Annotated in this window: 20 protein-coding genes; 17 read left to right on the forward strand and 3 right to left on the reverse strand. The window is 41.5% G+C overall.

Features of this window, described 5'->3' with window-relative positions; all coding sequences use genetic code 11:
* Positions 1 to 28: 28 nt before the first annotated feature.
* The 11 genes from AAH582_RS09220 (at position 29) to AAH582_RS09270 (ending at position 13,736) form a co-directional block, all read left to right on the forward strand.
* Entirely contained in the window at positions 29 to 2,152 is a 2,124-nt protein-coding gene (locus AAH582_RS09220) for a cation:proton antiporter (protein WP_046675816.1), read from the forward strand.
* Between the two features lie 25 nt (positions 2,153 to 2,177).
* A complete protein-coding gene (gene icd, locus AAH582_RS09225; protein WP_046675817.1) occupies positions 2,178 to 3,440 on the forward strand; it encodes an NADP-dependent isocitrate dehydrogenase in 1,263 nt (420 codons plus the stop codon).
* Between the two features lie 55 nt (positions 3,441 to 3,495).
* Positions 3,496 to 3,753, forward strand: coding sequence for a hypothetical protein (locus tag AAH582_RS09230; protein ID WP_046675818.1), 258 nt, complete (start codon positions 3,496 to 3,498; stop codon positions 3,751 to 3,753).
* A gap of 186 nt (positions 3,754 to 3,939) precedes the next feature.
* Positions 3,940 to 5,010: a 3-phosphoserine/phosphohydroxythreonine transaminase gene (gene serC / locus AAH582_RS09235; RefSeq protein WP_343321909.1), complete on the forward strand. Its 1,071-nt coding sequence runs from the start codon at positions 3,940 to 3,942 to the stop codon at positions 5,008 to 5,010.
* A 144-nt stretch (positions 5,011 to 5,154) separates the two neighbouring features.
* Complete coding sequence (locus AAH582_RS09240; protein ID WP_343321910.1) at positions 5,155 to 6,102, forward strand: D-2-hydroxyacid dehydrogenase; 948 nt, start codon at positions 5,155 to 5,157, stop codon at positions 6,100 to 6,102.
* Between the two features lie 124 nt (positions 6,103 to 6,226).
* A complete protein-coding gene (locus tag AAH582_RS09245) occupies positions 6,227 to 7,540 on the forward strand; it encodes an aspartate kinase (RefSeq protein ID WP_343321911.1) in 1,314 nt (437 codons plus the stop codon).
* A gap of 15 nt (positions 7,541 to 7,555) precedes the next feature.
* Positions 7,556 to 8,716 (forward strand): diaminopimelate decarboxylase, encoded by a 1,161-nt coding sequence (gene lysA, locus AAH582_RS09250; protein WP_343321912.1) that lies wholly within the window; start codon positions 7,556 to 7,558, stop codon positions 8,714 to 8,716.
* A gap of 137 nt (positions 8,717 to 8,853) precedes the next feature.
* Complete coding sequence (locus tag AAH582_RS09255; RefSeq protein WP_343321913.1) at positions 8,854 to 9,612, forward strand: prolipoprotein diacylglyceryl transferase; 759 nt, start codon at positions 8,854 to 8,856, stop codon at positions 9,610 to 9,612.
* 5 nt (positions 9,613 to 9,617) lie between these two features.
* Positions 9,618 to 9,857, forward strand: a complete 240-nt coding sequence (locus AAH582_RS09260; RefSeq protein WP_046675824.1) for a hypothetical protein — start codon at positions 9,618 to 9,620, stop codon at positions 9,855 to 9,857.
* 11 nt (positions 9,858 to 9,868) lie between these two features.
* Positions 9,869 to 11,272 carry a radical SAM protein gene (locus AAH582_RS09265; protein ID WP_046675825.1) on the forward strand — a complete coding sequence of 468 codons (1,404 nt, stop codon included), beginning with the start codon at positions 9,869 to 9,871 and terminating at the stop codon, positions 11,270 to 11,272.
* A 64-nt stretch (positions 11,273 to 11,336) separates the two neighbouring features.
* Entirely contained in the window at positions 11,337 to 13,736 is a 2,400-nt protein-coding gene (locus AAH582_RS09270) for a mechanosensitive ion channel family protein (RefSeq protein WP_053003928.1), read from the forward strand.
* Between the two features lie 55 nt (positions 13,737 to 13,791).
* Here AAH582_RS09270 and AAH582_RS09275 read toward each other — a convergent pair whose 3' ends face one another.
* Positions 13,792 to 14,622, reverse strand: coding sequence for an AraC family transcriptional regulator (locus AAH582_RS09275; protein WP_343321914.1), 831 nt, complete (start codon positions 14,620 to 14,622; stop codon positions 13,792 to 13,794).
* 108 nt (positions 14,623 to 14,730) lie between these two features.
* Between AAH582_RS09275 and AAH582_RS09280 the strand changes: the two genes are divergently transcribed.
* Both AAH582_RS09280 and AAH582_RS09285 read left to right on the forward strand, forming a co-directional pair.
* Positions 14,731 to 15,645, forward strand: coding sequence for an AEC family transporter (locus AAH582_RS09280; RefSeq protein WP_343321915.1), 915 nt, complete (start codon positions 14,731 to 14,733; stop codon positions 15,643 to 15,645).
* Positions 15,646 to 15,904: 259 nt separating this feature from the next.
* Positions 15,905 to 16,351, forward strand: coding sequence for a DoxX family protein (locus tag AAH582_RS09285; RefSeq protein ID WP_046675828.1), 447 nt, complete (start codon positions 15,905 to 15,907; stop codon positions 16,349 to 16,351).
* A gap of 38 nt (positions 16,352 to 16,389) precedes the next feature.
* Here AAH582_RS09285 and purL read toward each other — a convergent pair whose 3' ends face one another.
* Positions 16,390 to 20,121, reverse strand: coding sequence for a phosphoribosylformylglycinamidine synthase (gene purL, locus AAH582_RS09290; protein ID WP_343321916.1), 3,732 nt, complete (start codon positions 20,119 to 20,121; stop codon positions 16,390 to 16,392).
* Between the two features lie 482 nt (positions 20,122 to 20,603).
* Between purL and pheT the strand changes: the two genes are divergently transcribed.
* From pheT to rny, 4 genes are all read left to right on the forward strand, one after another.
* On the forward strand, positions 20,604 to 23,000 hold the full coding sequence (gene pheT, locus AAH582_RS09295) for a phenylalanine--tRNA ligase subunit beta (RefSeq protein ID WP_343322355.1): 2,397 nt from the start codon (positions 20,604 to 20,606) through the stop codon (positions 22,998 to 23,000).
* Positions 23,001 to 23,040: 40 nt separating this feature from the next.
* The gene (locus tag AAH582_RS09300) at positions 23,041 to 23,346 is read left to right on the forward strand and encodes a hypothetical protein (protein WP_046675830.1); all 306 of its coding nucleotides are present in this window, start codon (positions 23,041 to 23,043) and stop codon (positions 23,344 to 23,346) included.
* A 54-nt stretch (positions 23,347 to 23,400) separates the two neighbouring features.
* The gene (locus tag AAH582_RS09305; RefSeq protein ID WP_046675831.1) at positions 23,401 to 23,691 is read left to right on the forward strand and encodes a cell division protein ZapA; all 291 of its coding nucleotides are present in this window, start codon (positions 23,401 to 23,403) and stop codon (positions 23,689 to 23,691) included.
* 351 nt (positions 23,692 to 24,042) lie between these two features.
* Positions 24,043 to 25,596: a ribonuclease Y gene (gene rny / locus AAH582_RS09310; protein ID WP_046675832.1), complete on the forward strand. Its 1,554-nt coding sequence runs from the start codon at positions 24,043 to 24,045 to the stop codon at positions 25,594 to 25,596.
* A gap of 319 nt (positions 25,597 to 25,915) precedes the next feature.
* On the opposite strand, the gene AAH582_RS09315 is transcribed toward rny, so the two are convergent.
* The gene (locus tag AAH582_RS09315; protein ID WP_070569715.1) at positions 25,916 to 26,566 is read right to left on the reverse strand and encodes an HAD-IA family hydrolase; all 651 of its coding nucleotides are present in this window, start codon (positions 26,564 to 26,566) and stop codon (positions 25,916 to 25,918) included.
* Positions 26,567 to 26,622 lie beyond the last annotated feature (56 nt).

The raw sequence follows: 26,622 nt of genomic DNA on the forward strand, positions 1-26,622 counted from the left end.
ATATTTTACGGCTAGTATACAAGCACTTATGAATAAAACTTTTGAGCATATTTCCCACGCTTTCGAAGCACCTTTACAAAATCCTGTACTTATATTTTCACTGGTACTTTTTATTATCCTGTTATCACCGATTGTGCTGCGCCCGATTAAGGTGCCGGGTATTATAGGATTAATTATATCTGGCGTTGTTATTGGGCCACATGGACTCAACTGGTTGGAAAAAAACTCGGCCATAACGCTGTTTTCAACAATCGGCCTGCTCTATATCATGTTTATTGCCGGCCTTGAGTTGGACATGAATGAATTTAAAAAGACCAAAAATAAAAGCTTGCTCTTTGGCTTTCTAACATTCATCGTGCCGATCAGTATTGGTTATCCCGTTTGTCACTTTTTATTGGGTTACGGTGTTTTGCCGAGTTTGTTGATATCAAGCATGTTTGCTACCCATACGCTAGTTTCGTATCCCATCGTCAATAGCTATGGTATTTCAAAAATGGAGGCTGTGGCGATAACGATCGGTGGAACAATCCTGACGGATACGGCCGTGTTGATTATTCTTGCTGTGATTACCGGTATTTCCCAGGGAAATATAGGCAATGAATTTTGGATTACACTGGCCATTTCCTTTGCTATCTTTCTATTTATCATGTTTGGTGTTATTCCAAGGATCGCGAAATGGTTTTTTGAGCGCTTGGGGAGTGAGAAAACATCCAACTATATCTTCGTTCTCTCGGTTGTTTTTTTTGCGGCCTTTCTAGCGGAAATTGCCGGCCTTGAGCCGATTATTGGGGCTTTCGTGGCCGGTCTCGCCCTCAATAAACTGATTCCACATTCTTCGGCTTTGATGAACCGGATCGAGTTTATTGGCAATGCGATTTTTATTCCTTTCTTCTTGATATCTGTGGGAATGATTGTCGATGTCAGCGTGATCTTGAAGGGGCCGCAGGCCCTGATTATTGCCGGAACACTGACCGTTGTGGCTATCGTCGGAAAATATGTGGCCGCCTGGCTGACACAGATCGTTTTTAAATACAGCCGTGGTCAACGTAACCTAATATTTGGTTTAAGTAGTGCGCATGCCGCAGCAACACTGGCGGTTATCATGGTTGGACATAAGAACGGCATTATCGATGAAAATGTGCTTAATGGTACAATTCTACTGATTTTGGTGACCTGCATTGTCGCCACGGTGGTGACGGGAAATGCCTCACGTAAAGTGGTTATGGATGGTGAACAGGACGAAGAACATACTGATGTGGTGAAGGAAAAAGATGAAAACATCTTGATTTCTATCGCTAATATGGATAATATGGAGCCGATTTTGGATTTTTCAACCTACATTAAAAGCAAGAAATGTTCCTATCCTGTCAATATTGTGTCCGTTGTGAAAGATAATGAACAGGCACAATTAAACATGTCCAAAGCACGGAAGAACCTGGACAATATGGTCAGATATGCTTCGGGTAGTGAAACAAATGTGAATATAAGTGCTACAATAGATTTAAACATTGCCAGCGGCGTTGCGCGTTCGGCAAAAGAGGTTTCTGCCAATTGTATTGTTTTGGGCTGGCCAAGTGCGGCCAATTTTATGGATAAGTTTGTCGGGGAGAAAACGGAAAGTATTTTAAATAGAACCTCGGCTAATGTGATGTTATGTCATTTTAAAAAACCTTTTATTTCGAATAAGTCCATTGTCGTTTTTGCACCACCGATGTGCGAGGCGGAATTTGGTTTCGAATACTGGCTGGAGAAGGTGGTTAAGTTTGCCCAGGAATTATCCCTGTCTATCACTTTTGTGGTTGATACACGTTCTGCCGCTGCCATTGAAGAACATCTCGTCGAATTGAAAAATTCTGTTCCTGTCACATTCAAACATTACGACAACTGGGACAATTTACAGGGCCTTAAAGCGTTTAAGGAGGAGGATGCGATGTTTATTTTTGTGTCGGCTAGAAATGGAGAAGTTTCCTATCGTGATTCTTTGGATGGAGTAGCAAAGAAATTAGATCGTATTTATGCAAACGAAAATCTTGTTTTAGTGTTTCCTAGTAGAGTGGAAAATGCGCACATCGACGAATATGAAGATGTTGAAGCTGCACCAATCTTTAGAAAAATTAGCAAAGAAATCGGAAATATGTTTAATAAGGGATAGTTATTGTCCGTTAAAATTGAAGGTTATGTCAAATAAGATTACAATGTCAAGTGAAGGAACTTTACAGGTTCCAGATTTTCCAACAATTCCTTTTATTATCGGCGACGGTATTGGTCCCGACCTTTGGCATGCGGCAGTGCGTGTTTTTGATCAGGCGGTGGAGAAAGCGTATGGCGGAAAACGGAAAATAACCTGGAAGGAGGTGTTGGCAGGTGAGAAAGCTTTCAACGAAACAGGCGAATGGCTACCAAAAGATACGCTGAATGTATTAAAAGAGTACCTGGTTGGAATCAAAGGGCCGCTCACCACGCCAGTAGGCGGAGGAATCCGTTCGTTGAATGTTGCGTTGCGTAAGGATTTGGATCTCTATGTATGTCAACGCCCGACAAAATGGTTTGAGGGTGTACCTTCACCAGTCAAACATCCCGAGTATGTGGATATGGTGATCTTTCGCGAAAATACCGAAGATATTTATGCTGGAATAGAGTTTCAGGCAGGAACAGCTGAAGCCAATAGGTTTCAGGATTTCTTGCATGACGAGCTTGATATCGATTACAATTTCTCGTCCACGACAGGCGTCGGTGTCAAACTGGTTTCTGAGGAGGGGTCGAAAAGATTGGTCCGCGCAGCGATTGAACATGCTATTGATCATAATCTGCCTTCCGTTACGATTGTCCACAAAGGAAATATCATGAAATTTACGGAGGGAGCTTTTAAGATTTGGGGTTATGAGGTTGCTGAAACGGAATTTGCTGACAAAACGTATACTTGGGGACAGTGGGAGCGAACGAAAGAAGAAAAGGGTGCCGAGGTTGCCAACCAAGAACAACAGGCGGCCTTGGATTCCGGTAAAATTTTGATTAAAGATATGATTGCCGACAATTTTTTACAGCAGATCCTACTTAATCCACGGGATTTTTCTGTTGTAGCAACGTTGAATCTGAACGGCGATTATATTTCTGATGCGCTAGCCGCTATGGTTGGCGGGATAGGGATTGCTCCGGGGGCTAACATCAATTTTAAAACAGGGCATGCTGTCTTTGAAGCCACCCATGGTACTGCACCTCGCTTTGCAAATACCAATACCATGAATCCTTCATCGGTTATTTTGAGTGGTGTCATGCTGTTTGAATATCTAGGTTGGACGGAAGCTGCAGCGGCAATTGTTAAGGCTTTAGGAGAAACGATACTGGCTAAAACGGTGACGGTGGATTTTTACAATTTGATGGATGATGCTACCTTAGTTAAAACAAGTGAATTTGCAGATCGAATTATTGAAAAAATATAAGAATTTTATTTTCTGAGATATTAAGCAGAAATTTGAATAAAATTTCTGCTTTTTTATGGATTACAATCAGCTGCCGCCTTTTATAAAGGAATCGACTGTTTTTACGGAGAACGAAAAAATGAAGTTGGCTCAGATCGACCGTTTACCCACCCCACAGGAGGTAGATGAGATAACGAGTCTCCCTGAAATTTACGAATTGCTAAATGCCTTTATTGGTGATCAATCTTCTCGCAATACCCATCTTCAGCTCAAGGCTAAGGAGTATTTGCAAGATAATCAGGTAGATATGGCGTGGAAAGTGTTGCTTATTTGATGTTTTTTGCATTGAATTAGCTGTTTGTTGTGCGATCTTTTTATTGAAATCATTTAGAATTTTATAAATTTTCAATAAAAAAACAGATTAGTTGAAAAATATATAATTTTATTTTACCTTTGGTTTTTAAACAACGGATTGCTTAGCTAGGGTTAAACAATAGCAATCAAACAAACTATAACATCAATGAAACATAATTTTGGAGCAGGTCCATGTATTCTGCCAAAGGAAGTATTTCAACAAGCCTCAGAAGCTGTAATTGATTTTAACAACACCGGTTTATCAATTTTAGAGATCTCTCACCGTTCCAAAGAGTTTGAAGCAGTGATAGATGAAGCCACACAATTAGTACGTGAGTTATTGGCAGTACCTCAAGGATATTCGATTCTTTTCCTTCAAGGCGGGGCGAGTTTGCAATTTGCAATGGCACCGTTGAATCTTTTACCAGAAGGCGGTAAGGCTGCTTATTTGGATACGGGTGTCTGGGCTACAAAAGCATTAAAAGAAGCTAAAAAATTCGGTACAGTAGATGTTGTAGCTTCGTCGATTGATAAAAATTATTCCTACATCCCTAAAGGATATGCCATCCCAACAGATGCTGCATATTTTCATTATACAGCCAACAATACCATTTACGGTACGGAGGTTTTTGATAAACCTGAGACAACATTGCCCGTGGTGGTTGATATGTCGTCGGATATCTTTTCACGCGAAATCAACGTGGCTGACTATGATTTGATCTACGCCGGTGCTCAAAAAAATATGGGACCTGCAGGTGTCACACTCGTGATTGTTAAAGATGATATCTTAGGTAAATCAGGACGTGTTCTTCCATCGATGTTGGATTATCAATTGCATATCAATGGAGGTTCAATGTACAATACGCCGCCTGTGTATTCGATCTTTGTTTCGATGTTAAATCTACGTTGGTTAAAAGCAAAAGGCGGTGTTGCGGTATTGGAACAAGAGAATATCATCAAAGCACGCGCTTTATATGATGAAATCGACCGTAACCCATTGTTCAAAGGTACTGCAGCGGTTGAAGATCGTTCGCGCATGAATGTTACTTTTGTGATGGATACACCAGAGTTGGAAGCTGAATTTTTGGCTTTGGCGAAAGAACGTAATCTGATTGGCATCAAAGGTCATCGTTCTGTAGGTGGGTTTAGAGCTTCAATTTACAATGCTTTACCATTAAGTAGCGTAAATGCGTTGATTGATGCCATGAAAGAATTTGAGGACACGCATACGGCCTAATGTCGTATGAATGTTGCTGGAATTTAACAGTTGACGAACAAATAATTAGTTAGATTAAGAATTATAAAGGTCGTATCGTATTCACGGGATTGGATCTTCCAATAAGTTGAATGGTACTGATACCTTTAAAAACGAATTATAAAGATGAAAATATTAGCGAATGACGGTATCGATCCACTAGGAAAAAAAATGCTGGAAGATGCCGGTCATAGTGTAGATACGACGCATATCCCGCAAGAAGAGCTTCCGGAAAAGCTTCTTGCTTATGACGCAATCACGGTACGTAGTGCAACTAAAGTACGTCAGGCCCTGATTGATGGCTGCCCTAATTTGAAAGTTATCGGCCGTGGTGGAGTAGGCATGGATAATATTGACGTAGAATATGCCCGTTCAAAAGGCATTGCTGTTGTCAATACCCCGGCGGCATCTTCGCTATCCGTCGCTGAGCTGGTGTTTGCTCACCTATTGAATGGTGTACGCTTCTTATACGATGCCAACAGAAAAATGCCTGTTGAGGGCAACACAAAATTTGGCGCCCTTAAAAAAGCATATGGTGCCGGTACAGAGCTTCGTGGTAAGACGATTGGTATCGTTGGATTTGGCCGTATCGGTCGCGAAGTTGCCAAAATCGCCATTGGTCTAGGAATGGATGTGGTTTACACGGATTTGTTTGAAGGACCAAAAGCGTTGACTATAACACTTTCAGGTGGTATCCAAGTTGAAGTGCCTATTCAACAAGTGGAGATGGACGAGCTATTGAAAGTTTCTGATTTTATCTCTTTACACGTTCCATTTTTGGATAAACCAGCGATCGGAGCTGCTGAGTTCCCATTATTGAAAGATGGTGTAGGCTTAGTCAATGCTTCTAGGGGTGGTGTTATTGATGAATTGGAATTGGTGAAAGCATTGGATTCGGGCAAGGTAGCATTTGCTGGTTTAGATGTATTCGACAACGAACCTACTCCACGTGAGGAGATCCTAAAACATCCGAAAATTTCGTTGACTCCACATATTGGGGCGGCGACCAATGAAGCTCAAGAAAGAATCGGCGAAGAATTGGCTGGTCTACTGATCGAAAACTTGAAGAAGTAATTCTTCCGCATAACATAAAGGTATGCGGCACAAAACTTTCATGATTTTGTGCCGCATTTTTTTTAATATAAATTCATGAATTGCCTATATTGGCACACAGAAATTTAATAATTGTAACTTCAGTATGAAAGTTTTAAAATTTGGTGGTACTTCCGTGGGGAGTGCAGCACGTATCAAAGGGTTGTTGGATATTGTAAACCCTGCTGAACGTCAGATCGTCGTGTTGTCCGCAGTTGCTGGAACGACAAATGCTTTGGTTGAAATCGGTCAAGCTTACACAGCAGGTAAGAAGGACGAAGCTAAAGAGTTGGTCAAGAAGCATAAGGATAAGTACGAAGACCTTATTAAAGAACTTTTCAGTACTGAACAGGGATATAAAAATGGTAAAGAATTGATCGATTACCATTTTAACCTGATTTCTACCTTGGCCAACGAATTGTTTACACCGATCGAGGAGAAAGTTATTTTAGCACAAGGCGAATTGATGTCTACCGCTTTATGGCATTTTTATCTGAATGAAATTGGCGTAAAATCCGTGCTGTTGCCAGCCCTGGACTTTATGAAAATTGATGAAGACAATGAGCCTATGGTTGATTACATTGGCGAAAAGCTAAGCCATATTTTGGTCCAGAGTCCAGAAAATACCTTATTTATCACGCAAGGTTTTATTTGCCGTAATTCTTTTGGTGAAATTGATAATTTGCGCCGTGGAGGTTCAGATTATACGGCTTCCTTGATCGGGGCAGCAATCCGTGCCGAGGAAGTTCAGATCTGGACTGACATCGACGGGATGCACAACAATGATCCCCGTGTTGTCAAAGGAACCACACCAATTGCACATCTAAGCTTTGATGAGGCAGCGGAGCTGGCTTATTTTGGTGCTAAAATCTTACATCCACAATCGGTATTCCCAGCACAAAAATATAACGTTCCAGTTCGCCTTTTGAATACGATGGAACCTAATGCAAAAGGGACATTGATCAGTAAAGACGGTGCACAGAAAGGTTGTATCCGTGCTATAGCAGCGAAAGACGGTATTACGGCAATTCATATCCATTCGTCGAGAATGCTACTTGCCTACGGTTTCCTACGCCGTGTCTTTGAAATATTCGAGCGTTATAAAACACCAATCGATATGATCACAACGTCGGAAGTTGCGGTATCATTGACGATTGATGATACCACAAATTTGGCAGATATCATCAAAGAAGTGGAGGATTTTGGTTCAGTAACAGTGGATGGTGATCAGACCATTGTATGCGTTGTAGGCGATTTTGGTTTAAATAGCCATGGTTATGCCGCCCGCGTGCTTGATGCTGTAAAACACCTTCCGGTTCGTATGATTTCGTATGGTGGTTCAGACTTTAACGTGTCAATTCTATTGAATTCAGATCATAAAACTGAAGCATTACGTTCATTGCACAATCGCTTATTTTAAGAATTAGGTTTTTATATGATAAATACAGGTATTGCGGCGGAGTTTGCAGAGAAAGAAACGCCGTTCTATTATTATGATCTGGATGTGTTAAACAAGACCCTGGAGACTGCGCATGCTGCTTCGCACAAACGGGGATTTCATGTTCATTATGCATTAAAGGCCAATTTTAACGACGAGTTATTGAAGGCGATTCAAGCGGTCGGCTTTGGTGCGGATTGTGTGAGTGGCAATGAGGTGAAGAAAGCCATTGAGTGTGGCTTTGATTCCAAAAAAGTCACTTTTGCAGGAGTTGGTAAATCCGATAAGGAAATCAATTACGCGCTCGATCAAAATATTTTCGCGTTTAATGTTGAATCCATTCAGGAGCTTGAGGTCATCAATGAGCTTGCCTCAAAGAAAGATGTAAAAGCGAATGTAGCTTTACGGATCAATCCAAACGTGGATGCACATACCCATCATTATATTACAACAGGGCTTGATGAAAACAAATTTGGTGTGCCCAATGCCGATTTGGAAAAATGTGCAGCCGTGCTTAAAAAATGTGAGTCTATTGAATTGGTAGGCCTTCATTTTCACGTCGGTTCACAGATTACGGATATGACCGTATTCAAAAGCCTGTGTGTGAAAGTCAATGAATGGAAAAACTGGTTTGAAGAACGCGGTACACAAATCCGTGTATTGAATGTCGGTGGCGGATTGGGAATAGATTATAAAAACCCGGATGGGAATACAATTCCCGATTTTGAAGCCTATTTTGATATTTTCGACCGCTTCCTGGAGCGTACAGCACAGCAAGAAGTGCACTTTGAATTGGGACGGGCTTTGGTTGCGCAATGCGGAAGCTTGGTAAGCCGTGTCTTGTATGTCAAAAATGGTGTCAAGAAGAATTTCTTGGTATTGGATGCAGGAATGACTGAATTAATGCGCCCAGCCTTGTATCAGGCCTATCATAAAATTGAGAATATTAGTGCGAACGATACGGTGGAATCCATTAATTATGATGTGGTTGGACCTATCTGTGAATCTTCAGATTGTTTTGGTAAGGAAGTGCCACTTCCGGTCTCAAAACGTGGCGACTTAATTGCCATTCGTTCTGCAGGCGCCTATGGCGAAGTGATGGCTTCGCGTTATAACCTCCGTGAGGAAATACGGTTTGTGTATAGCAATCAGCTTTAATAGCTGTCGTAAAATAATTATTCTTAAGCCAGTCCATTTCTCGGACTGGCTTTTTTGGTTTTTAAATGCTGGCGTCCTATCTGCTTGGTAAGCAATTTTGTTTATCATTTTGTTGATCGTCTTTCGTATACTTGTTTATGCTTGTGCTAATTGAATTTCCGGTTACGATAGATTTGTTTGGAAAAACATTTCTCTTACATCCTTTTATGGAAGGGTTGGGGATGTTTATAGGGATGCGTTATTACCAACTGCTCAAATGGAAGGATGAGGAAAGTTTAGGGCATATCAATTCACTTCTTATTGTTATTGCTGCCGGCTTAGGCGCTTTAATCGGCTCGCATATTATCGGTTCCCTCGAGCGTCCTGCTGAGTTGCTCAATGCGACACATAAATGGACTTACATCTGGGTGAATAATACGATAATCGGTGGTTTGGCAGGAGGTTTGGTTGCCGTAGAAGGGATGAAAAAGATCATGGGTAAAAAAGAAAGTACCGGGGATCGCATGGTCTTTCCTTTAATTACCGCAATTGCCATTGGCAGAATAGGATGTTTTTACACGGGTGTGTTCGAGCAGACCTACGGTTTACCCACTACCTCTCCATTGGGGATGTACTTGGGCGATGCCTACAAACGGCATCCAGTTGCGCTGTATGAAATCGCATTTTTGCTGCTTTTATTTGTAACGCTCCAACTTTTTAAACGACGATACAATTATCGAAATGGTGTGTTGTTTCAGCTTTTTATGCTTAGTTATTTTGGTTTTCGTTTCCTGCTGGACTTTATTAAGCCGCGGGCAATTATACTTTTGGGGCTAAGTACCATACAAATTACCTGCATCGTGGTGATAATTTATTATATTTATTTATTAAAAAATGAACGTTTAATCAAAAAATAGGAATCATGTATTTGCTTGAAGGATCATTTGGATCGGAAAGTACCGCGATGCTAGGACTTTTTCTTCTTACTATAGGTGCTATTGTGATTGGCATTGCACTTTTGGTTATTATTATCGGCTCGATTATTAAAGCAGGTAATAAGGAGTCGAAGTTTAATGTCAATCCCTGGCTTAAAGTATTGTTGGGCGGAATTGGAGCAATGCTGGCAGGAGGGCTTGCCTGCGGACTTACCTTTATGAACTAGAAATCAGAACGATGCCAGTAAGAAACTATACGTACTACGATTATACCATTAGCCTATGTCCAACATGCCTTTCGCGTGTGGGTGCCAAGATTATTATCGAGGATGAACAGGTATTTATGACCAAAAACTGTCCCGATCATGGTTTTTTCAAAACGCTGATTGCGACGGATGTTGACTATTATAAGAACATTCGGAATTATAATAAAGCCTCCGAAACACCGTTGAAATTTGACAACGAAGTACATTATGGCTGCCCATACGATTGCGGTTTATGTGTAGATCACGAGCAGCATAGCTGCTTGTCCATTGTTGAGGTCACCGACCGTTGTAATTTGACCTGCCCAACTTGTTACGCCATGTCGTCGCCCCACTACGGACGACATCGCTCGCTGGAAGAGATTGAACAGATGTTTGACAAAATCGTCGAAAGTGAGGGTGAACCAGATGTGGTTCAGATCAGCGGTGGAGAGCCAACCATACACCCTGATTTTTTTAAGATTTTAGACATTGCGAAGACAAAACCTATTAAGCATCTCATGCTCAATACGAATGGTATCCGAATTGCCAATGATCCCGGTTTTGCTGAGCAACTCGCCACCTATGCGCCTGAATTTGAAATCTATCTCCAGTTTGATTCTTTTCGCCCATCCGTGCTCGAAAAGTTTCGGGGCAAAGATCTCACGGATGTCCGAAAAAAGGCCATTGACAAATTAAATGCGCTCAATCTGAGTACAACATTGGTTGTGGTCTTAGAAAAGGGAACCAATGATGATGAAATCGGGGAAATCTTGGAGTACGCTTTACAACAGCGATGTGTACGCGGGGTAACTTTTCAACCGGTGGAAATTGCCGGGCGAAATGCCGCCGATGCACAGCAGCATAAAATGACACTGACTGAGGTACGTCAGGAAATCCTGAATCAATATTCCCTATTGGATCCACATGATATTATTCCTGTTCCTTGTAATCCTGATGCCTTGGCGATGGGTTATATCCTAAAGATAGGCGATGAGCGGATACCCTTGACCCGGCATATTGATCCGGCTATTTTATTAAATAACCAATCGCGCAATACCATTGTCTATGAACAGGACAAAGGGGTTCAGATGCAATTGCTGGATATATTTAGCACCGGAATTTCGGTGGATAAGGTAAAGCCGAAAGTAAATCAATTGCTTTGCTGTTTGCCGGAAGTGTGCGCACCTGATCTTGATTACGATAATCTTTTCCGTATTATCATTATGAATTTTATGGATGCCTACGATTTTGATGTTCGTGCGGTTAAGAAATCTTGTGTCCACATCGTCAATAAAGACTTGAAGTTGATTCCTTTTGAGACGATGAATTTATTTTATCGTGATGATAAAATAAAACGGCTGGAAGAACTAAAACTCTCGGATGCTATTCGATTTTAACAGGAGATAAGTTATTTTTGTCGGAGAAAAACCTTTGGTCCTTTCTTTGCAATTTGTAGTTTCCATGGCATTTGACTACCTATTGCCGGGAAAGAAAATCAACAAAATTAGAAGTATGAAATTGGGCATTGTTAAGCGTTTTATTTTTGTCTTAAGTCTCTTGGCTTTTCAGCTGCACGGATTTGCACAGGACTCCGTTCAGGTTCGGAAGAATCAGATAGGCGATCGCACGGCGAACCATAGCAGCCTAAGTAGACGGTCGAATGTGGATTCGACACGGGTTGGAAATGACTCACTGCGGAATGAACTACGCAATGATCTGCGCAAAGTAAATCTAAACTTTTTATCCAATATTCGTACGGCTTCCATGGCTGAGCTTATCGCGCAGCTGAATGAAAAATCCAATGGCTACTTGACAACGAATGCTGGATCGGCTAAAGATAGTATTGCTTTAATAAAAAATAGTATCCATGAAGAAATCAGCCAGCTGAAGTCTATTAAAGGCAGTATCAGCAATTATTCCAATAGCCTCAATGTGACAGCAGATCAGATCAAGACGCTGATCAACCGCTATGATATCAGTGCCAATAATCACAGTAGAGCGTATCAATATCTCGACAATGCGCAGCTTAAACTAGCTGCAAAACAAGATTCGCTGGAAGCGATCAATCGGACGATTGATGAACTTATTGCTAAAAATCAACGTCATCTGATTCGGATCGAAGCCGTTCACGAAATAAAAACCGGAAGCAAAAAAGCCGATTCCGTGACCGCTAAAAGTTCGATATGGAAAGCCAATACGGCAGCCATCTCTAAAGATGTGATCTTAAATAATATCCGGAGTAATTACAGTAACAATAAGTCGATAGACAAATATGTGAATCGCACGGATTGGGCGAGCCGTATCCTGTTGATTGTACTGGGATTGGGTTATTGCTACTGGATTGTACGGGTGTCTTATGTCCTTCGGCAAAATGATCCTGAACATAAACTTGCGATTGACGCAGTTGTTGGGAAAACCATTATTTTTCTCCTGACACTGTTGCCCTTTGTAAACTTCTTTACACCAAGTTTCATTTTGCAGGCTTCCCAATTGGTCGTTATGTTAATCTTCATGTTTTTGCTCAGGCATCGCATGAGTGGATTGCAGCGTAAAATTGCCATTATCCTTATTGTATTCTATATCCTGGATGTATTTGTCAATATGATCGTAAGCGACGACCTGTTTTTACGTATCGTTTGTATTGCCTTCAATTTGATTGCTTTAGGATTGGTCAGTTATACGAAACGGCGTATAAAGAATGCGGATAGTCCGGGCTATATCAGTAATTTTATTTATGTGATTTTTGCGATACTCAACGTGACGGCAATTACGCTGAATATTATTGGGCATGTGGAGCATTCACGTAGTTTTAGTATTGCCTGTGCTGTGGGGCTTGTACAGTCTTTTACACTTCAGTATTTTTCGGATATGATTAAGGCAGATGTCCGTAATCAGTTTAAAAAAGATCGGTTGACTTCCGGTTTTTGGATGCGTTTCAACGAGCAGCGTACCTTGGCAATCATCACCGAAATTCTGCGTATTGTGTGTGTGCTTTTGGCGATCATTGTCCTGGCAAATAACTTACAGTTTATTGAAAGTTTATTGGCACTAAGCGAAACATTCTTCGGAAAAGTACGCAGCATCGGCAGCATCTCTTTTACCTTAGGAAATCTTGTTGTAGCAGTTTTATTACTGTTGGTGGCCAATTGGTTTCAGAAGAATATCAGTTTGATCGTTCTCGGTGGTGAAGACGGTCAGCTCAGCCAGGTCTATAATCAGAAGATGACCTTATTTCCGCTCTTTCGCTTGGCCATTATTTTGATCGGTTTCTTTATGGCCATCTCGGCCCTGGGCATGAGTTTGGACAAACTTACGGTCGTGATTGGCGCATTGAGTGTTGGTATCGGGCTCGGCATGCAGAACATCATCAATAATTTTGTTTCGGGCATAATTCTGGTTTTTGATAAGCCGTTTCGCGTTGGTGATCAAATTGAGCTTGCCGATAAAAAAGGGCGCGTCAAGGAAATCGGTATACGCGCTAGTGTTTTAAAAACGGGAGATGGTGCAGATGTCATTATTCCAAATGGTGATTTACTGTCGGGAAGGGTTGTCAATTGGACCTTATCCCAAGAATACAGCAAGACAAGTTTTGTTCTCCATATCGATCGGAAAGCAGATTTAGACCAAGCCAAACAATGGATTAAGGACGCGATGGAAAATAGCGACCATTTTATCAAGGATAGAGATAGCGGAATCAGCATACAGGACATCAGTGCGGAGATGATCTACCTGAGTGTTTCCGGTTGGGTAAATTTTGCTGCCAATGCTTCCGCCTTTAAAAATGATGTCTTACTTGTATTATATAAGAAGTTTGAAGCGGAGGGCTTGAAGTTTTATAGTGTCATTCCGCCCAAAAATTAATCAATTAATTGATTTGTTTTAAACCATATACAGGATGTATTATCAGGAAGGCTTACTATTTAGTCAGATGTGTTCGGTAATGTAAAGGGCTATAACCCTTGGCGCGTTTGTAGAAATGGGAAAGATGGCTCTCGTCGGTAAATCCGAGTTCTGCAGCAATTTGTTTCAACGTATAATCTTTCGATTTAAGTCTGTTTTCGATGAGTTCGATCCGATAGGTATTGATATACGCTCTTAAACTGCTGCCGAAGTTCTTCTTAAAGTAGATACCAAAATAGGATGGGGCAATATTGAATTTCTGAGCCAGTAGGCTGACCTGAAGTTGTTCGGGCGAAAAAATATGCTGATGAATGTAGGCCGAAATCGATCGGCCAACATATAGTTCATGCTGCTGGGGTAAACGTTGCGTATCTGCTATTTCTTTATAGAGTCCAAAGATTGCGACGAGTTGATCAAATAGCCAGTCCGAACGCTCGCTGACGCTCGTATGACTATACAATCGGACCGCTTCGAGGATATGGGTGTAAATCAGGCGATAATGCTCGTCCATATCCAATTTGCGTTCCTTTAATCCCCGGTCATTCATCAGCTCCATAATCCAGGCGTAGCGCTTTTGATTGCGTTTATTCTGCAGGAAGTAGGTATCTGTAAATAAAATAAACAGAAAATGTGTCTTTTCTTCAATATTAAAATAATGCTTGTCTGCCGGACTAATTAAAAATACATCGCCACGTTTATAATTCAGTTCAAATTTGTTGATCACATGGGTTCCTGTGCCCGAACGAATATAAACAAGCTCATAATAATTCTGCTCATGTGGAGGCAAATGAAAGCTATCCTCAATAAATTCACTGATCCGCAAAGGCTCAAACTGTTTTTTGCGCATTATTCTTCTGATTATATATCTGTAAATGTACATAAAAAGAATGTATTTGTACATGTTATTGCCTGCCGCACTATTGCACCTTTGTGTCGTATAAAATGGTAATAAAACATGGTCAATTTTATAATGATAGCATTTTGCATTGCGGCGGGGATGCTGTTGAGGCGAACAAATTTAATTCACTCCGAAGCACATAAAGGGATCAATACCTGGATTCTTTATTTTGCCCTTCCAGCGGTGTCTTTCAAATATATTCCGAAGATTGTATGGTCATCGCAATTACTGTTTCCGGTGTTTTCGGCAATCCTGGTTTGGGCAGGTAGTTGGTTATTTATGGAAATGTACTGTAGGCGTAAAAACTACAAACAGCGTTCGCGCAGTAGTTTGGAATTGGCCGCTGGTTATAGCAATACGTCCTTTATTGGCTTTCCATTGATCATCGCCTATTTTGGCGAAGCCCAGTTGCCGATTGCAATTATTTGCGACCAAACCACATTTATTCTGCTTTCTACAGCTGGAATTATCAATGCACTGCGAGCGAATGCCCAAGATGGCGAGGCGATCGATGTCAAATTTATGCTTCGAAAGTTAGTCAGCTTCCCACCCTTGATCGGTTGTATAACAGCCTTAATGCTGTCGCAATTAGTTGATCTTTCGGTTGCCGAGCCTTTTTTTGATAAGCTGGTGGCGACCGTTGGGCCATTGGCCTTATTTTCTATTGGTTTACAGTTGAAGTTTGACGGTTGGCGACAACAGATTTCGCAGATCAGTACAGCGATGAGTTATAAATTGATTCTTGCCCCAGCATTGGTATTACTATTTGCTTTACTACTTGGTGTAAAGGGTGCTGTTGCGCGGATCAGTATATTCGAAGCGGCAATGCCAACCTTGGTCACTTCAGGAATCATTGCCGAGCAATACCACCTGAATACCAAATTGGTCAATCTGGTGATCGGTTTTAGCATTGTTGCGGGGCTGCTGACAACCGCGTTTTGGGATTTTGTCATTCGACTTTGTTTCTCCTAACCTACGGTTTTGTTGATTGATTGATTGATTGATTGATTGATTGATTGATTGATTGATTGATTGATTGATTGATTGATTGATTGATTTTGGAAACAGTGTGGGGCCTCATTTGCCAACGATTGGTTTTAGCAGAAGTGTTGCGTAGTAAAGGCTATGTATTCTGTTCGTAACATTTTGATAGTGAATCATCTCATACAAACAACTTTTTTACTGTTCAATTGTTATTAGGCTATAACCATCTATAAAAAGGAGGTATGTTATGAACCTGATACACAAAATTGAGCATTGGGGCGATGCACATCACCCACAATGGATCGATTACCTAAGAATAGCCTTAGGGATCGTTATTTTTGCCAAAGGTGTAAGTTTCGTAAATGATAGGGATGTTGTTCAACACATGATTGAGCAAAGTAGTTTCCATTTATCATCGTGGGGTGCGGTTCACTATGTGGTTTTTACCCATTTGGTAGGCGGGCTGTTCCTTATCTTAGGTTTTCAAACCCGTTTGGCCTCATTACTATTATTTCCGGTACTGGTAGGGGCTGTATTTTTTGTTAATATTACCCACGGGTTTAGTTATTTGAATTCCGAATTGTGGCTTTCTATAGTCGTATTCTTTTTGCTGATCTTTTTTATGGTCATGGGTTCTGGAAAATATTCCCTTGATCAAATGATGAACAAACCAGGATACAAAAGGGATATCTAAAAAAAAACTCCTTCATACATGAAGGAGTTTTTCTTTTTTTATTTGCCTTGCTCGTCAATCCATTGGCGTGCATTAACGAATGCTTCAATCCAAGGAGAAACTTCGTCCTGACGACCTTTTGGATAATTTGCCCAATGCCATTGGAATACCGAACGCTCAATATGTGGCATGGTAGCCAAGTGGCGGCCAGTCTTGTCGCAGACCATTGCTGTATTATAATCCGAACCATTTGGGTTATGCGGATATTGCTCATAAGCATATTTTGCCACGATATTGTATTGCTCTTCCGCATACGGAAGATTGAATTTTCCTTCCCCGTGTGAAATCCAAACCCCTAAGGTACTTCCAGCTAGTGTCGATAACATGACCGAATTGTTTTCCTGAACTTTTACAGATACAAAGTTTGACTCGTGTTTTCCTGAAGTATTGTGTAGCATTTTTCCATGGATTTCATGCTCAGGATTGATCATTTCAAGTTCCATAAATAACTGACAGCCATTACAGATACCAATCGAAAGTGTATCCGGACGAGCAAAGAAATCGGTTAAGGCTTTTTTCGCTTTTTCATTGTAAAGGAAAGCACCGGCCCAACCTTTTGCCGAACCCAATACATCTGAGTTCGAGAAGCCTCCGACGGCACCGATAAATTGGATGTCTTCCAATGTCTCACGACCAGTGATCAAATCGGTCATGTGTACATCTTTCACATCAAAGCCGGCCAAGAACATGGCATTTGCCATTTCGCGTTCGGAGTTGGAACCCTTCTCACGAAGGATTGCCGCTTTCGGACGTGCTTTAGTTCCGTCGATTTTTGGTTTCTTACCATCAAATTGACTTGGGAAAGTAAAGGCTAGGGGTTGGTGTTTATAATTATCAAAACGTTGTTGTGCAGTTCCATTTTTAGATTGCTTGGAATCCAAAAGGAAGGACGTCGTAAACCATACATCACGTGTTGCAGCAACATCAAAGCTAAAGGAAGCTTCTTGATTTTTAATCGTCACTGTATTCCCTTCGATCACCTGACCAATTTTAACCGCGTCTACACCGGCATCTTTCACGATCGCTTCGAAGGCCGCATCGTCTTTTGCCTGCAACACCAAGGCGATATTTTCATTAAAGAAGGCTTTTACGCTATCCGGTTCATGTAATGCCGAAAGGTCATAGTTGGCGCCAAGATTAACATCGGCAAAGGTCATTTCCAATAAGGTGGTAATCAAGCCACCCGATCCGACGTCGTGACCAGCTTCGATCTGTCCTTCTTGAATTAATTGCTGTACGGTATTGAATGCTGTTTTAAAGTAAGCAGCATCTTGAATGGTCGGAACTTCAGTACCTAATTTATTGATGATTTGTGCAAATGACGAACCGCCTAATTTGAACTGATCTTTTGATAAGTTGATGTAATAGATTGATCCAGCCTTTTTGTTCAGCACAGGTTCAACCACTTTGGTAATATCAGTACAGTTTCCTGCGGCAGAAATGATCAATGTGCCAGGGGCAATGACGTTTTCGCCGTTTGGATATTTTTGCTTCATCGACAAAGAATCTTTTCCCGTGGGGATATTGATTCCCAACGCGATGGCAAAATCCGAGCAGGCTTTAACAGCTTGGTATAAGCGGGCGTCTTCACCTTCATTATTGGCCGCCCACATCCAGTTGGCCGATAGGGAGATTCCTGCAAGACCATTTTTGATTGGGGCAAATACGATGTTGGAAAGCGATTCGGCAATAGCCGTTCTGCTTGCCGCAGCCGGATCCACTAAGGCCGCCACAGGGGAGTGACCTATTGTTGTCGCAATACCTTCTTTACCTTTATAATCCAATGCCATAACACCGACGTTATTCAACGGCAATTGCAATGGACCCGCACATTGTTGTTTGGCAACACGGCCACCAACACAACGGTCTACTTTATTGGTTAACCAATCTTTGGAAGCAACAGCTTCCAGTTGTAATACTTGGTTTAAGTAGCTTGGAATGTTGGCTGCATCATAAGCAAGATCAGCGTAATTGCGAACTACGGTTTTATCGCGCATGAAAGTTTTTGGCGATGAGCCAAAGAAATCTTCAAGGGCGTAATCCATTGGTTTTTCACCCGTACTTTTTGATTCGAAAGTAAAGCGGTGGTCGCCAGTGACATCACCTACGGTGTACATTGGTGCACGTTCGCGATCGGCAACACGTTTTAAGGTGTCAATATCATCTTCAGCGATCACAAGTCCCATACGTTCTTGCGATTCATTACCGATAATTTCTTTTGCGGATAGGGTAGGATCGCCTACAGGAAGTGCATCCAGGTCAATTAAACCGCCGGTCTCTTCAACAAGTTCAGATAAGCAGTTTAGGTGGCCACCTGCACCATGATCGTGAATAGAGACAATGGGGTTATGATCAGACTCTACTAAGCCACGAACAGCATTCGCTGCACGTTTTTGCATTTCGGGATTGGAACGTTGAATGGCATTAAGCTCAATTCCAGAACCAAATGCCCCTGTATCTGCAGAAGATACAGCAGCGCCACCCATTCCGATGCGGTAATTTTCACCACCTAGGATAACAACTTTATCACCAGTTTTCGGCGTATGTTTTTTTGCCTGATCCAGTTTTCCATAGCCAACACCGCCGGCTTGCATAATGACTTTGTCGTAACCAAGTTTACGGCCATCCTCTTCATGCTCGAAGGTCAATACAGAACCCGTAATTAAGGGCTGACCAAACTTATTACCGAAGTCAGAAGCACCGTTGGAAGCTTTGATCAGGATGTCAACCGGGGTTTGGTACAACCATTGACGTTCTTGCATCGCATTTTCCCATGGACGCGTTTTGTTGAGTTCCTTTGCCGGTTCAGTAACTGTTCCTGCCTGAAGGTCCAATTTATTTTGTTCCAATCGCGAATAAGCAGTCATGTATACGGCAGTACCCGCCAATGGAATCGCTCCTTGGCCACCGGCCATACGGTCGCGGATTTCACCACCTGATCCAGTAGCAGCACCCGAAAATGGTTCTACAGTAGTTGGGAAATTGTGTGTTTCAGCTTTTACGGATAAAACGGAATCAAATGCTTTCTCTTCGTAAAAATCAGGTTTGTCGGCCGATTTAGGCGCAAATTGTGTGACACGTGGACCTTTGACAAAGGCAACGTTATCTTTATAAGCAGAAACAATCTCGTTCGGATTGGTTTCAGAAGTCTTTTTAATTAATTTAAAGAGGGAAGTTGGTTGCTCTTCGCCATCAATGATAAAAGTACCATTGAAAATCTTGTGTCTACAGTGTTCAGAATTCGCTTGCGAAAAAGCGAATACTTCCGAGTCTGTAAGCAGACGACCCAATTTGGTCGAAAGGTTATTGAGGTAATCTACTTCTTCTGGATTTAGCGCTAGGCCCTCAGATTTGTTGTAGGCCTCGATGTCTTCAATTTCCAATATCGGTTCAGGTGTAATGTTGACGGTATACATGTCCTGCGTCAACATACTGAACTTTTGTGAAATCATTGGATCGAAGTCATTGAAATCCGCTGGTACCGGTTGAAATTCTTCTATACGAACAATTCCTGCAATGCCCATATTTTGTGTGATTTCTACTGCATTGGTACTCCAGGGAGTCACCATCGCGGCACGGGGTCCTACAAAGTAATGGTTAAGGTTTTGGTCGTCTAGTTTTTTGGCGTTGCCGAATAGCCAGTTGAGTTTAGTAATGTCTTCTTGTGATAAAGAGTTTACGCTTTGAACACCATATACAGTGTTCGATGGGTTCTCAAAGAAATGAATCATTATAAATGTTTGTTTTGAACGTTCTTCAAATTAAAGCACAAAGTTACATATTATTTTTATGGAAATGACTGGATTTTGATTAAAAACTGCTTCCAGTTTTAATCTAATCAAACGCTATTTCAAAATACCGAAGAATAGCTTTATAATTGTCCTGAGCTGAGCTCCCTTAATCTTGTGTGTAGCCCCCTTTAATTGGCTCTTATTCGCTTAGTGTTCGCCCCTGAGTCTGAACATGGTCGATATTCGTGCGTCTTCTCACTAGCATCTAACAGCCTTCCAACCGTCTTTAGCTCGGAGATAACAGGGAGGCACGTCGTATTTATGCCGCTAGCATGTCGAAGCTGATACGACGCTATCCCGAAGCTGTCTCGTACGAAACAGCACGATTTCACGACAATTTACCGAAGACACCGATGATCGGCAAATTGACGTTGGATATAAACTCAAATTTATCTAAGTTTGTGCATCAAATCAGATTCGAGATGAATATTTCATATAATTGGTTAAAACAACACGTTAATATAGATTCGACACCGGAGGAACTATCGCTGATCTTAACAAATACAGGATTGGAAGTAGAAGCTTTGGACGTCGTGCAGAGTATCCCAGGTGGATTGGATGGTTTGGTTGTTGGTGAAGTGAAAACTTGTGAACAGCATCCTAATGCCGATAAATTAAGAGTAACCACTGTTGATGTCGGTGGACCGGAGTTATTGCACATTGTATGTGGTGCACCAAACTGTCGTACAGGATTGAAAGTCATTGTTGCTACAGTAGGTACTACTTGCCATCCGCTTACCGGAGAGCCTTTTAAAATTACCAAATCTAAAATTCGTGGTGAAGTTTCCGAAGGTATGTTATGTGGGGAAGATGAAATCGGTTTGGGTACATCTCATGCCGGTATCGTTGAATTACCAGCTGACGTTGCTGTGGGGACCTTAGTGAAAGATCATTTCAATATCCAGGATGATTACCGTTATGAAATTGGCTTAACACCAAACCGTGCGGATGCTGCTTCGCATTTAGGTGTTGCAAGAGATATTGCGGCACATTTCCGTACACACGTGTTAAAGGCAGATGTTTCTGCATTTAAGGCTGCTGAGGCGGAGGGAACGACAGTGGTCGTTGCAGACGCACAGGCAAGCCCACGTTATAGTGGTATCAATATTACCGGTGTTCGTGTTGGGGAATCTCCCGATTGGTTAAAAGAGAAATTAAATGTTATCGGTGTTCGTCCGATCAATAATATTGTCGATGTTACCAATTACATATTACACGATTTAGGTCAGCCACTGCATGCTTTTGATGCAGATAAAATTGCTGGAAATAAAGTCCTTGTTCGTTTGGCGACTGAGGGTGAAAAATTTGTTACGCTGGATGGTGTGGAGCGTACCTTGTCTGCAGAGGACTTGGTGATTGCTGATACTGAAAAACCGATGTGTATTGCGGGTGTTTTCGGTGGAGCACATTCGGGTGTATCAGCCGAAACGACCAATGTATTTTTGGAATCGGCCTATTTCAATGCTGTTTCTGTACGGAAGACCTCCAAAAGACATGGCTTAAAAACAGATGCTTCTTTCCGTTTCGAACGTGGTACCGATCCGAATATTACGGTTGAAGCCTTGAAGCGCGCAGCTTTATTGATTCAGGAAATTGCAGGTGGAACGATTTCATCGACGCTAAAAGATGAGTATCCCGTGGTGATTAACCCGTTTTCATTTCACGTGAGCTATGCGAATGTGGTTCGTTTGATCGGTCAGGCGATCCCAAATGAAGAAATTAAATCCATTATTGTCGCTCTTGGCATTGAAGTCGCTTCAGAAACTGAAACAGGACTTGATGTGTTGGTACCTGCATACCGCGTTGATGTCACACGCGAGGTAGACGTTGTGGAAGAAGTGTTGCGGATTTACGGTTATAACAATATTGAGTTGAAGTCACAAATTAAGGCCTCTTTAAATACGGTTGAAAAGCCAGACAAGGAAGTTGTCTTAAATCAATTGGCTGATCTGCTCATAGCCAATGGGTTTCGTGAGATTCTGTCCAACTCTCTTACGAAGCTGGATTATGCGGATGATAGCGAAACGGCGGTCAAATTGTATAATCCATTGAGCTCGGATTTGGACACAATGCGTCAAAATATGGTTTTTTCTGTTTTGAGTGCGATTGAATATAACCAAAAACGAAGAAACTTTGACCTGAAGTTCTTCGAATTCGGTAAGACGTATGCGCTCGATGGCGAAGGCTATAAAGAAACGCAGCATCTGGCTTTTGCCATGGCAGGTAAAAATGAAGCTGAGCAATGGAACAGCAAAAAAGACGCCGTTAATTTCTATAACCTTAAAGCGGCTGTAGATACGCTTATCAAACGTTTGAAAATTGAAGGAATTCAAATACAGGATGCTTCAAATGCACATTTTGCCTATGGTTTGAATTATATGAAAGGGCAGAAATGTTTAGTTTCGTTTGGTGCAATTGCAAACGCAGATTTGAAAAAAGCAGATGTTGAAGGTCAGGTTTTCTTTGCTGATTTTGACTGGGATGTTTTGATGAAAATTATTCGTAAGAATAGCATTCAATACAAAGAAGTTTCCAAATTCCCGGCTGTGCGCAGAGATTTGTCGCTCTTAATCGATGAAAATGTGAGCTTCGATAAGCTACAATTTGTTGCTCAAAAGACCGAACGCAAGCTTTTGAAGGAGGTAAATGTGTTTGATGTGTATAAAGGTGATAAAATTCCGGAAGGGAAAAAGTCTTATGCTCTGAGCTTTATCTTGCAGGATGAAGAAAAAACACTTACGGATAAGCAAATTGATGCGATAGTTCAAAAATTAATTGTTAATTTTGAGAAGGAACTAGGCGCGGAAGTGCGTGGTTAATGAGAGATACAACATTAATTGGTAATATTCAATTTATACTATGGCAACATTGTCTTCACAAATGAATCTGATCGTTGAGAAAACGAAAAATTTAATTCAATTGTGCGAAGTCTTGCAAGAAGAAAATGATTTGCTTAAATTAGAGGTACAATCCTTAAAAGTGGCTTTCGATGCGAGCAACGATAAGAGCAAGCAGTTGGAAGAGAAGGTCAAAGCGTTGGCAGTTGCCCGTACGTTAGATTCTGAAACGGATAAGGAAGCAATTAATGAAAAAATACTTGACACAAAACAAAAAATTAACGATTTTGTGCGGGAAATAGACAAATGTATTAGTTTGTTGAAATAGTTGGGAGAAGTGTTATCGGATTCAAACTAATACAACGTTAAAAAGCTCAAAGAAATGGGAGAGATTTCCATAAAAATAAATATCGCAGATCGTGTTTATCCCCTTCGGGTGGAGAGCGCGGAAGAAGAAGTAATTCGACATGCTGCGAAATTGATAAATGAAAAAGTAAAGGAATTGCAGGAAAACTATACTGTGAGAGATAAGCAGGATTTGTTGTCCATGTGTGTATTGCAATTTGCGACGCGTATGCTTAATGCAGAGCGGCAGTCCCAAAACCACGAAGTGGGCTTGGAAAATTCAGTACAGGAACTTGATCAGTTGTTGACGGATTTCTTTAAAAAATAAATTTACGTTCTTTATATTTAGAGCTTAAACGACGAATTTGCCGCAATTAAATTCGGGTTGTCACTATTTTAAACTTAACGCTTCAATATTACAGGCGCAAAAAGATATAGGCCATTTTGCGAAAGCCATCTGGGTCACAATCTAAGCCTAATTATGTAATCACGAAGTTTAATAATACATGAGACCTGTTTAAATTTAATTGCGGTTTTTTTTTGTCATGAAAGTCGTACGAGCTTCGTAAGCTCGCTACTTCGTTGTTACATACCGAAGTAAGGGAAAGGCCGATTGATGATTTTACCGGAATTTGAATATAATTAATAAAAACAAACATAATAATACAATTATACATACATGGACATCGCAATTTATAGCATAATTTCTCTGATTGTTGGTGTTGTTATAGGTCGTTATCTATTGGTGTTGTTGTTTAAAAAACAAGAACAGGAAGCCAAGGATAAGGTAAATAGCATACTGAAAGATGCAGAGCAGGAAGGGGAACACATTAAAAAGAAACGCCTGTTAGAGGCCAAAGAAAAGTTCCTTCAATTAAAATCTGAACATGAAAAGGAAGTCAATCAACGTAACAATACCATCAACCAGAAGGAAAATACGTTAAGACAAAAAGAGCAGTCAATTAACCAAAAATTGGAAAACATCAACCGCGACAAGCAGGAGGTGGATGCCAAGAAAAAGCAATTGGATAAATTGGTTGAACTGAATGAAAAGAAATCTGAAGAAGTAGAAACGCTCAAATTACAACAGATTAAACAATTGGAAAGCATCGCTGGCGTAACAGCCGACGAAGCAAAAAATCAATTGGTGGATTCGTTGCGCGAAGAAGCCCGCTCACAAGCCATGATTCAAATCAAAGATATTGTGGATGAGGCAAAATTGACAGCGACTAAAGAGGCGAAAAAGGTTGTTATACAGACGATTCAACGCACCGCTACGGAATCTGCAATCGAAAATACCGTTTCAATTTTCAATATTGAAAATGATGAAATTAAGGGCCGTATTATTGGTCGTGAAGGTCGTAATATTCGTGCTTTGGAAGCTGCAACAGGCGTAGAGATCATCGTTGACGATACACCTGAAGCAATTATCCTATCTGGCTTCGATCCTGTACGTCGGGAGATCGCACGTTTGGCTTTACACCGTTTGGTAACAGATGGTCGTATCCACCCTGCACGTATCGAGGAGGTTGTTGCAAAAACGCGGACGCAAATTGAGGATGAAATAGTTGAAATCGGTGAACGTACAGCGATCGATTTGGGGATCCATGGTCTGCACCCCGAGTTGATTCGTATGGTAGGGCGTATGCGTTACCGTTCGTCTTACGGACAGAATCTTTTACAGCACTCGCGTGAGGTTGCTAATTTTGCAGCGACAATGGCAGCAGAACTGGGCCTGAATGTTAAACATGCGAAACGTGCTGGATTACTACACGATATTGGTAAAGTGCCTGATGATAATCCAGAGTTGCCACACGCTATTTTAGGTATGCAACTTGCAGAGAAATACAAGGAACATCCTGATGTATGTAACGCAATTGGTGCGCACCATGACGAGATCGAAATGACGGCTTTAATATCTCCGGTTGTTCAGGCTTGTGACGCGATTTCTGGTGCACGCCCGGGCGCACGCCGCGAGGTTGTAGAAAGTTACATCAAACGCTTAAAAGAGCTGGAAGACTTGGCTTTATCGTATCCTGGGGTGGAGAAGACCTTCGCGATACAAGCTGGTCGTGAACTACGTGTCATCGTGGAGAGTGAGAAAGTCTCTGATGCGCAGTCGGAAATACTCGCTGCTGATATCTCTAACCGTATCCAAACGGAAATGACGTATCCAGGGCAAATTAAAGTAACTGTTATCCGTGAGACAAGATCGGTGTCTTACGCAAAATAGATCCCGAGGATCCAGGATAAAAAAAGCTCCAATCATTTTGATTGGAGCTTTTTTTATGCAATCCAACAGCTTTTCCCAACAGGGTGATTTCAGCTATTCAAGGTGTTTGGGGATTGACTTGAACAGTTCTGAATAGACTTGGCCTGAGTAGAATTAGCCTGAATTGACTTGTGTCTTGCCTGGTGAATGGACTTGAATTGGTGTCAATAGACTGTATTGGAATTGATCTGAATAGACCAGACTTGAATAGACTAGACTTGAATCAAGTTGACCTAAATGGACTCAACCTAAATTGTCTTTAATTTAGGATCCCTATTTTTTAATTGAAAAATTCGATCAGGTCAGGCACTGTCTGGATGAGATAGGTCGGTGACTCCTGCTCGAGTTCAGCTTGGCTACCATAGCCATACAGTACGCCAACAGCATCCATGGCAGTTTCCCTTGCGCCAATCAGATCATGTTTGCGATCGCCGATCATGAGGCATTCCTGTGGATTTGTTAGTTTGGCCTTCTCCATGACATATTGGATGACGCTGGTTTTGGTCGGTCTGGAATCGTCCAAAGCGCTTCCACCCGCAAAATCAAAATAAGTATTTATTTCAAAGTGTTGTAATATTTTGTGGGCGAATATTTCGGGTTTGGAGGTCGCCAGATAGATGCTGTACCCCTTTGTTTTCAGGAGCGTTAAGAGCTCCGGTATGCGATCAAACAGGATGTTCTCGTACAGCCCTATGGCTGAAAAGCGCTCCCGATATTTTTCTACACAGGCAATTGCTTCGCTTTCCCCAAATCCAAAGGTATGTATGAAAGAATCTTTAAGGGGCGGACCGATCAAGGGTTTGAGGCTATTCAGATCGGCTGTATGGATGCCTTTTGATTCCAAGGCATAGGCAATACATTTTGTAATCCCTTCTGCAGGGTCGGTCAGGGTTCCGTCCAGATCGAATAAGATATGTTTGTAAGACTTCATGCTGCAATATTACGGAATAGAATAGGAGTAAGCGAGTTTGTTTGCCCTGAAAGCAG

This window comes from Sphingobacterium multivorum (assembly GCF_039511225.1).
In the GTDB taxonomy this organism is placed as follows: domain Bacteria; phylum Bacteroidota; class Bacteroidia; order Sphingobacteriales; family Sphingobacteriaceae; genus Sphingobacterium.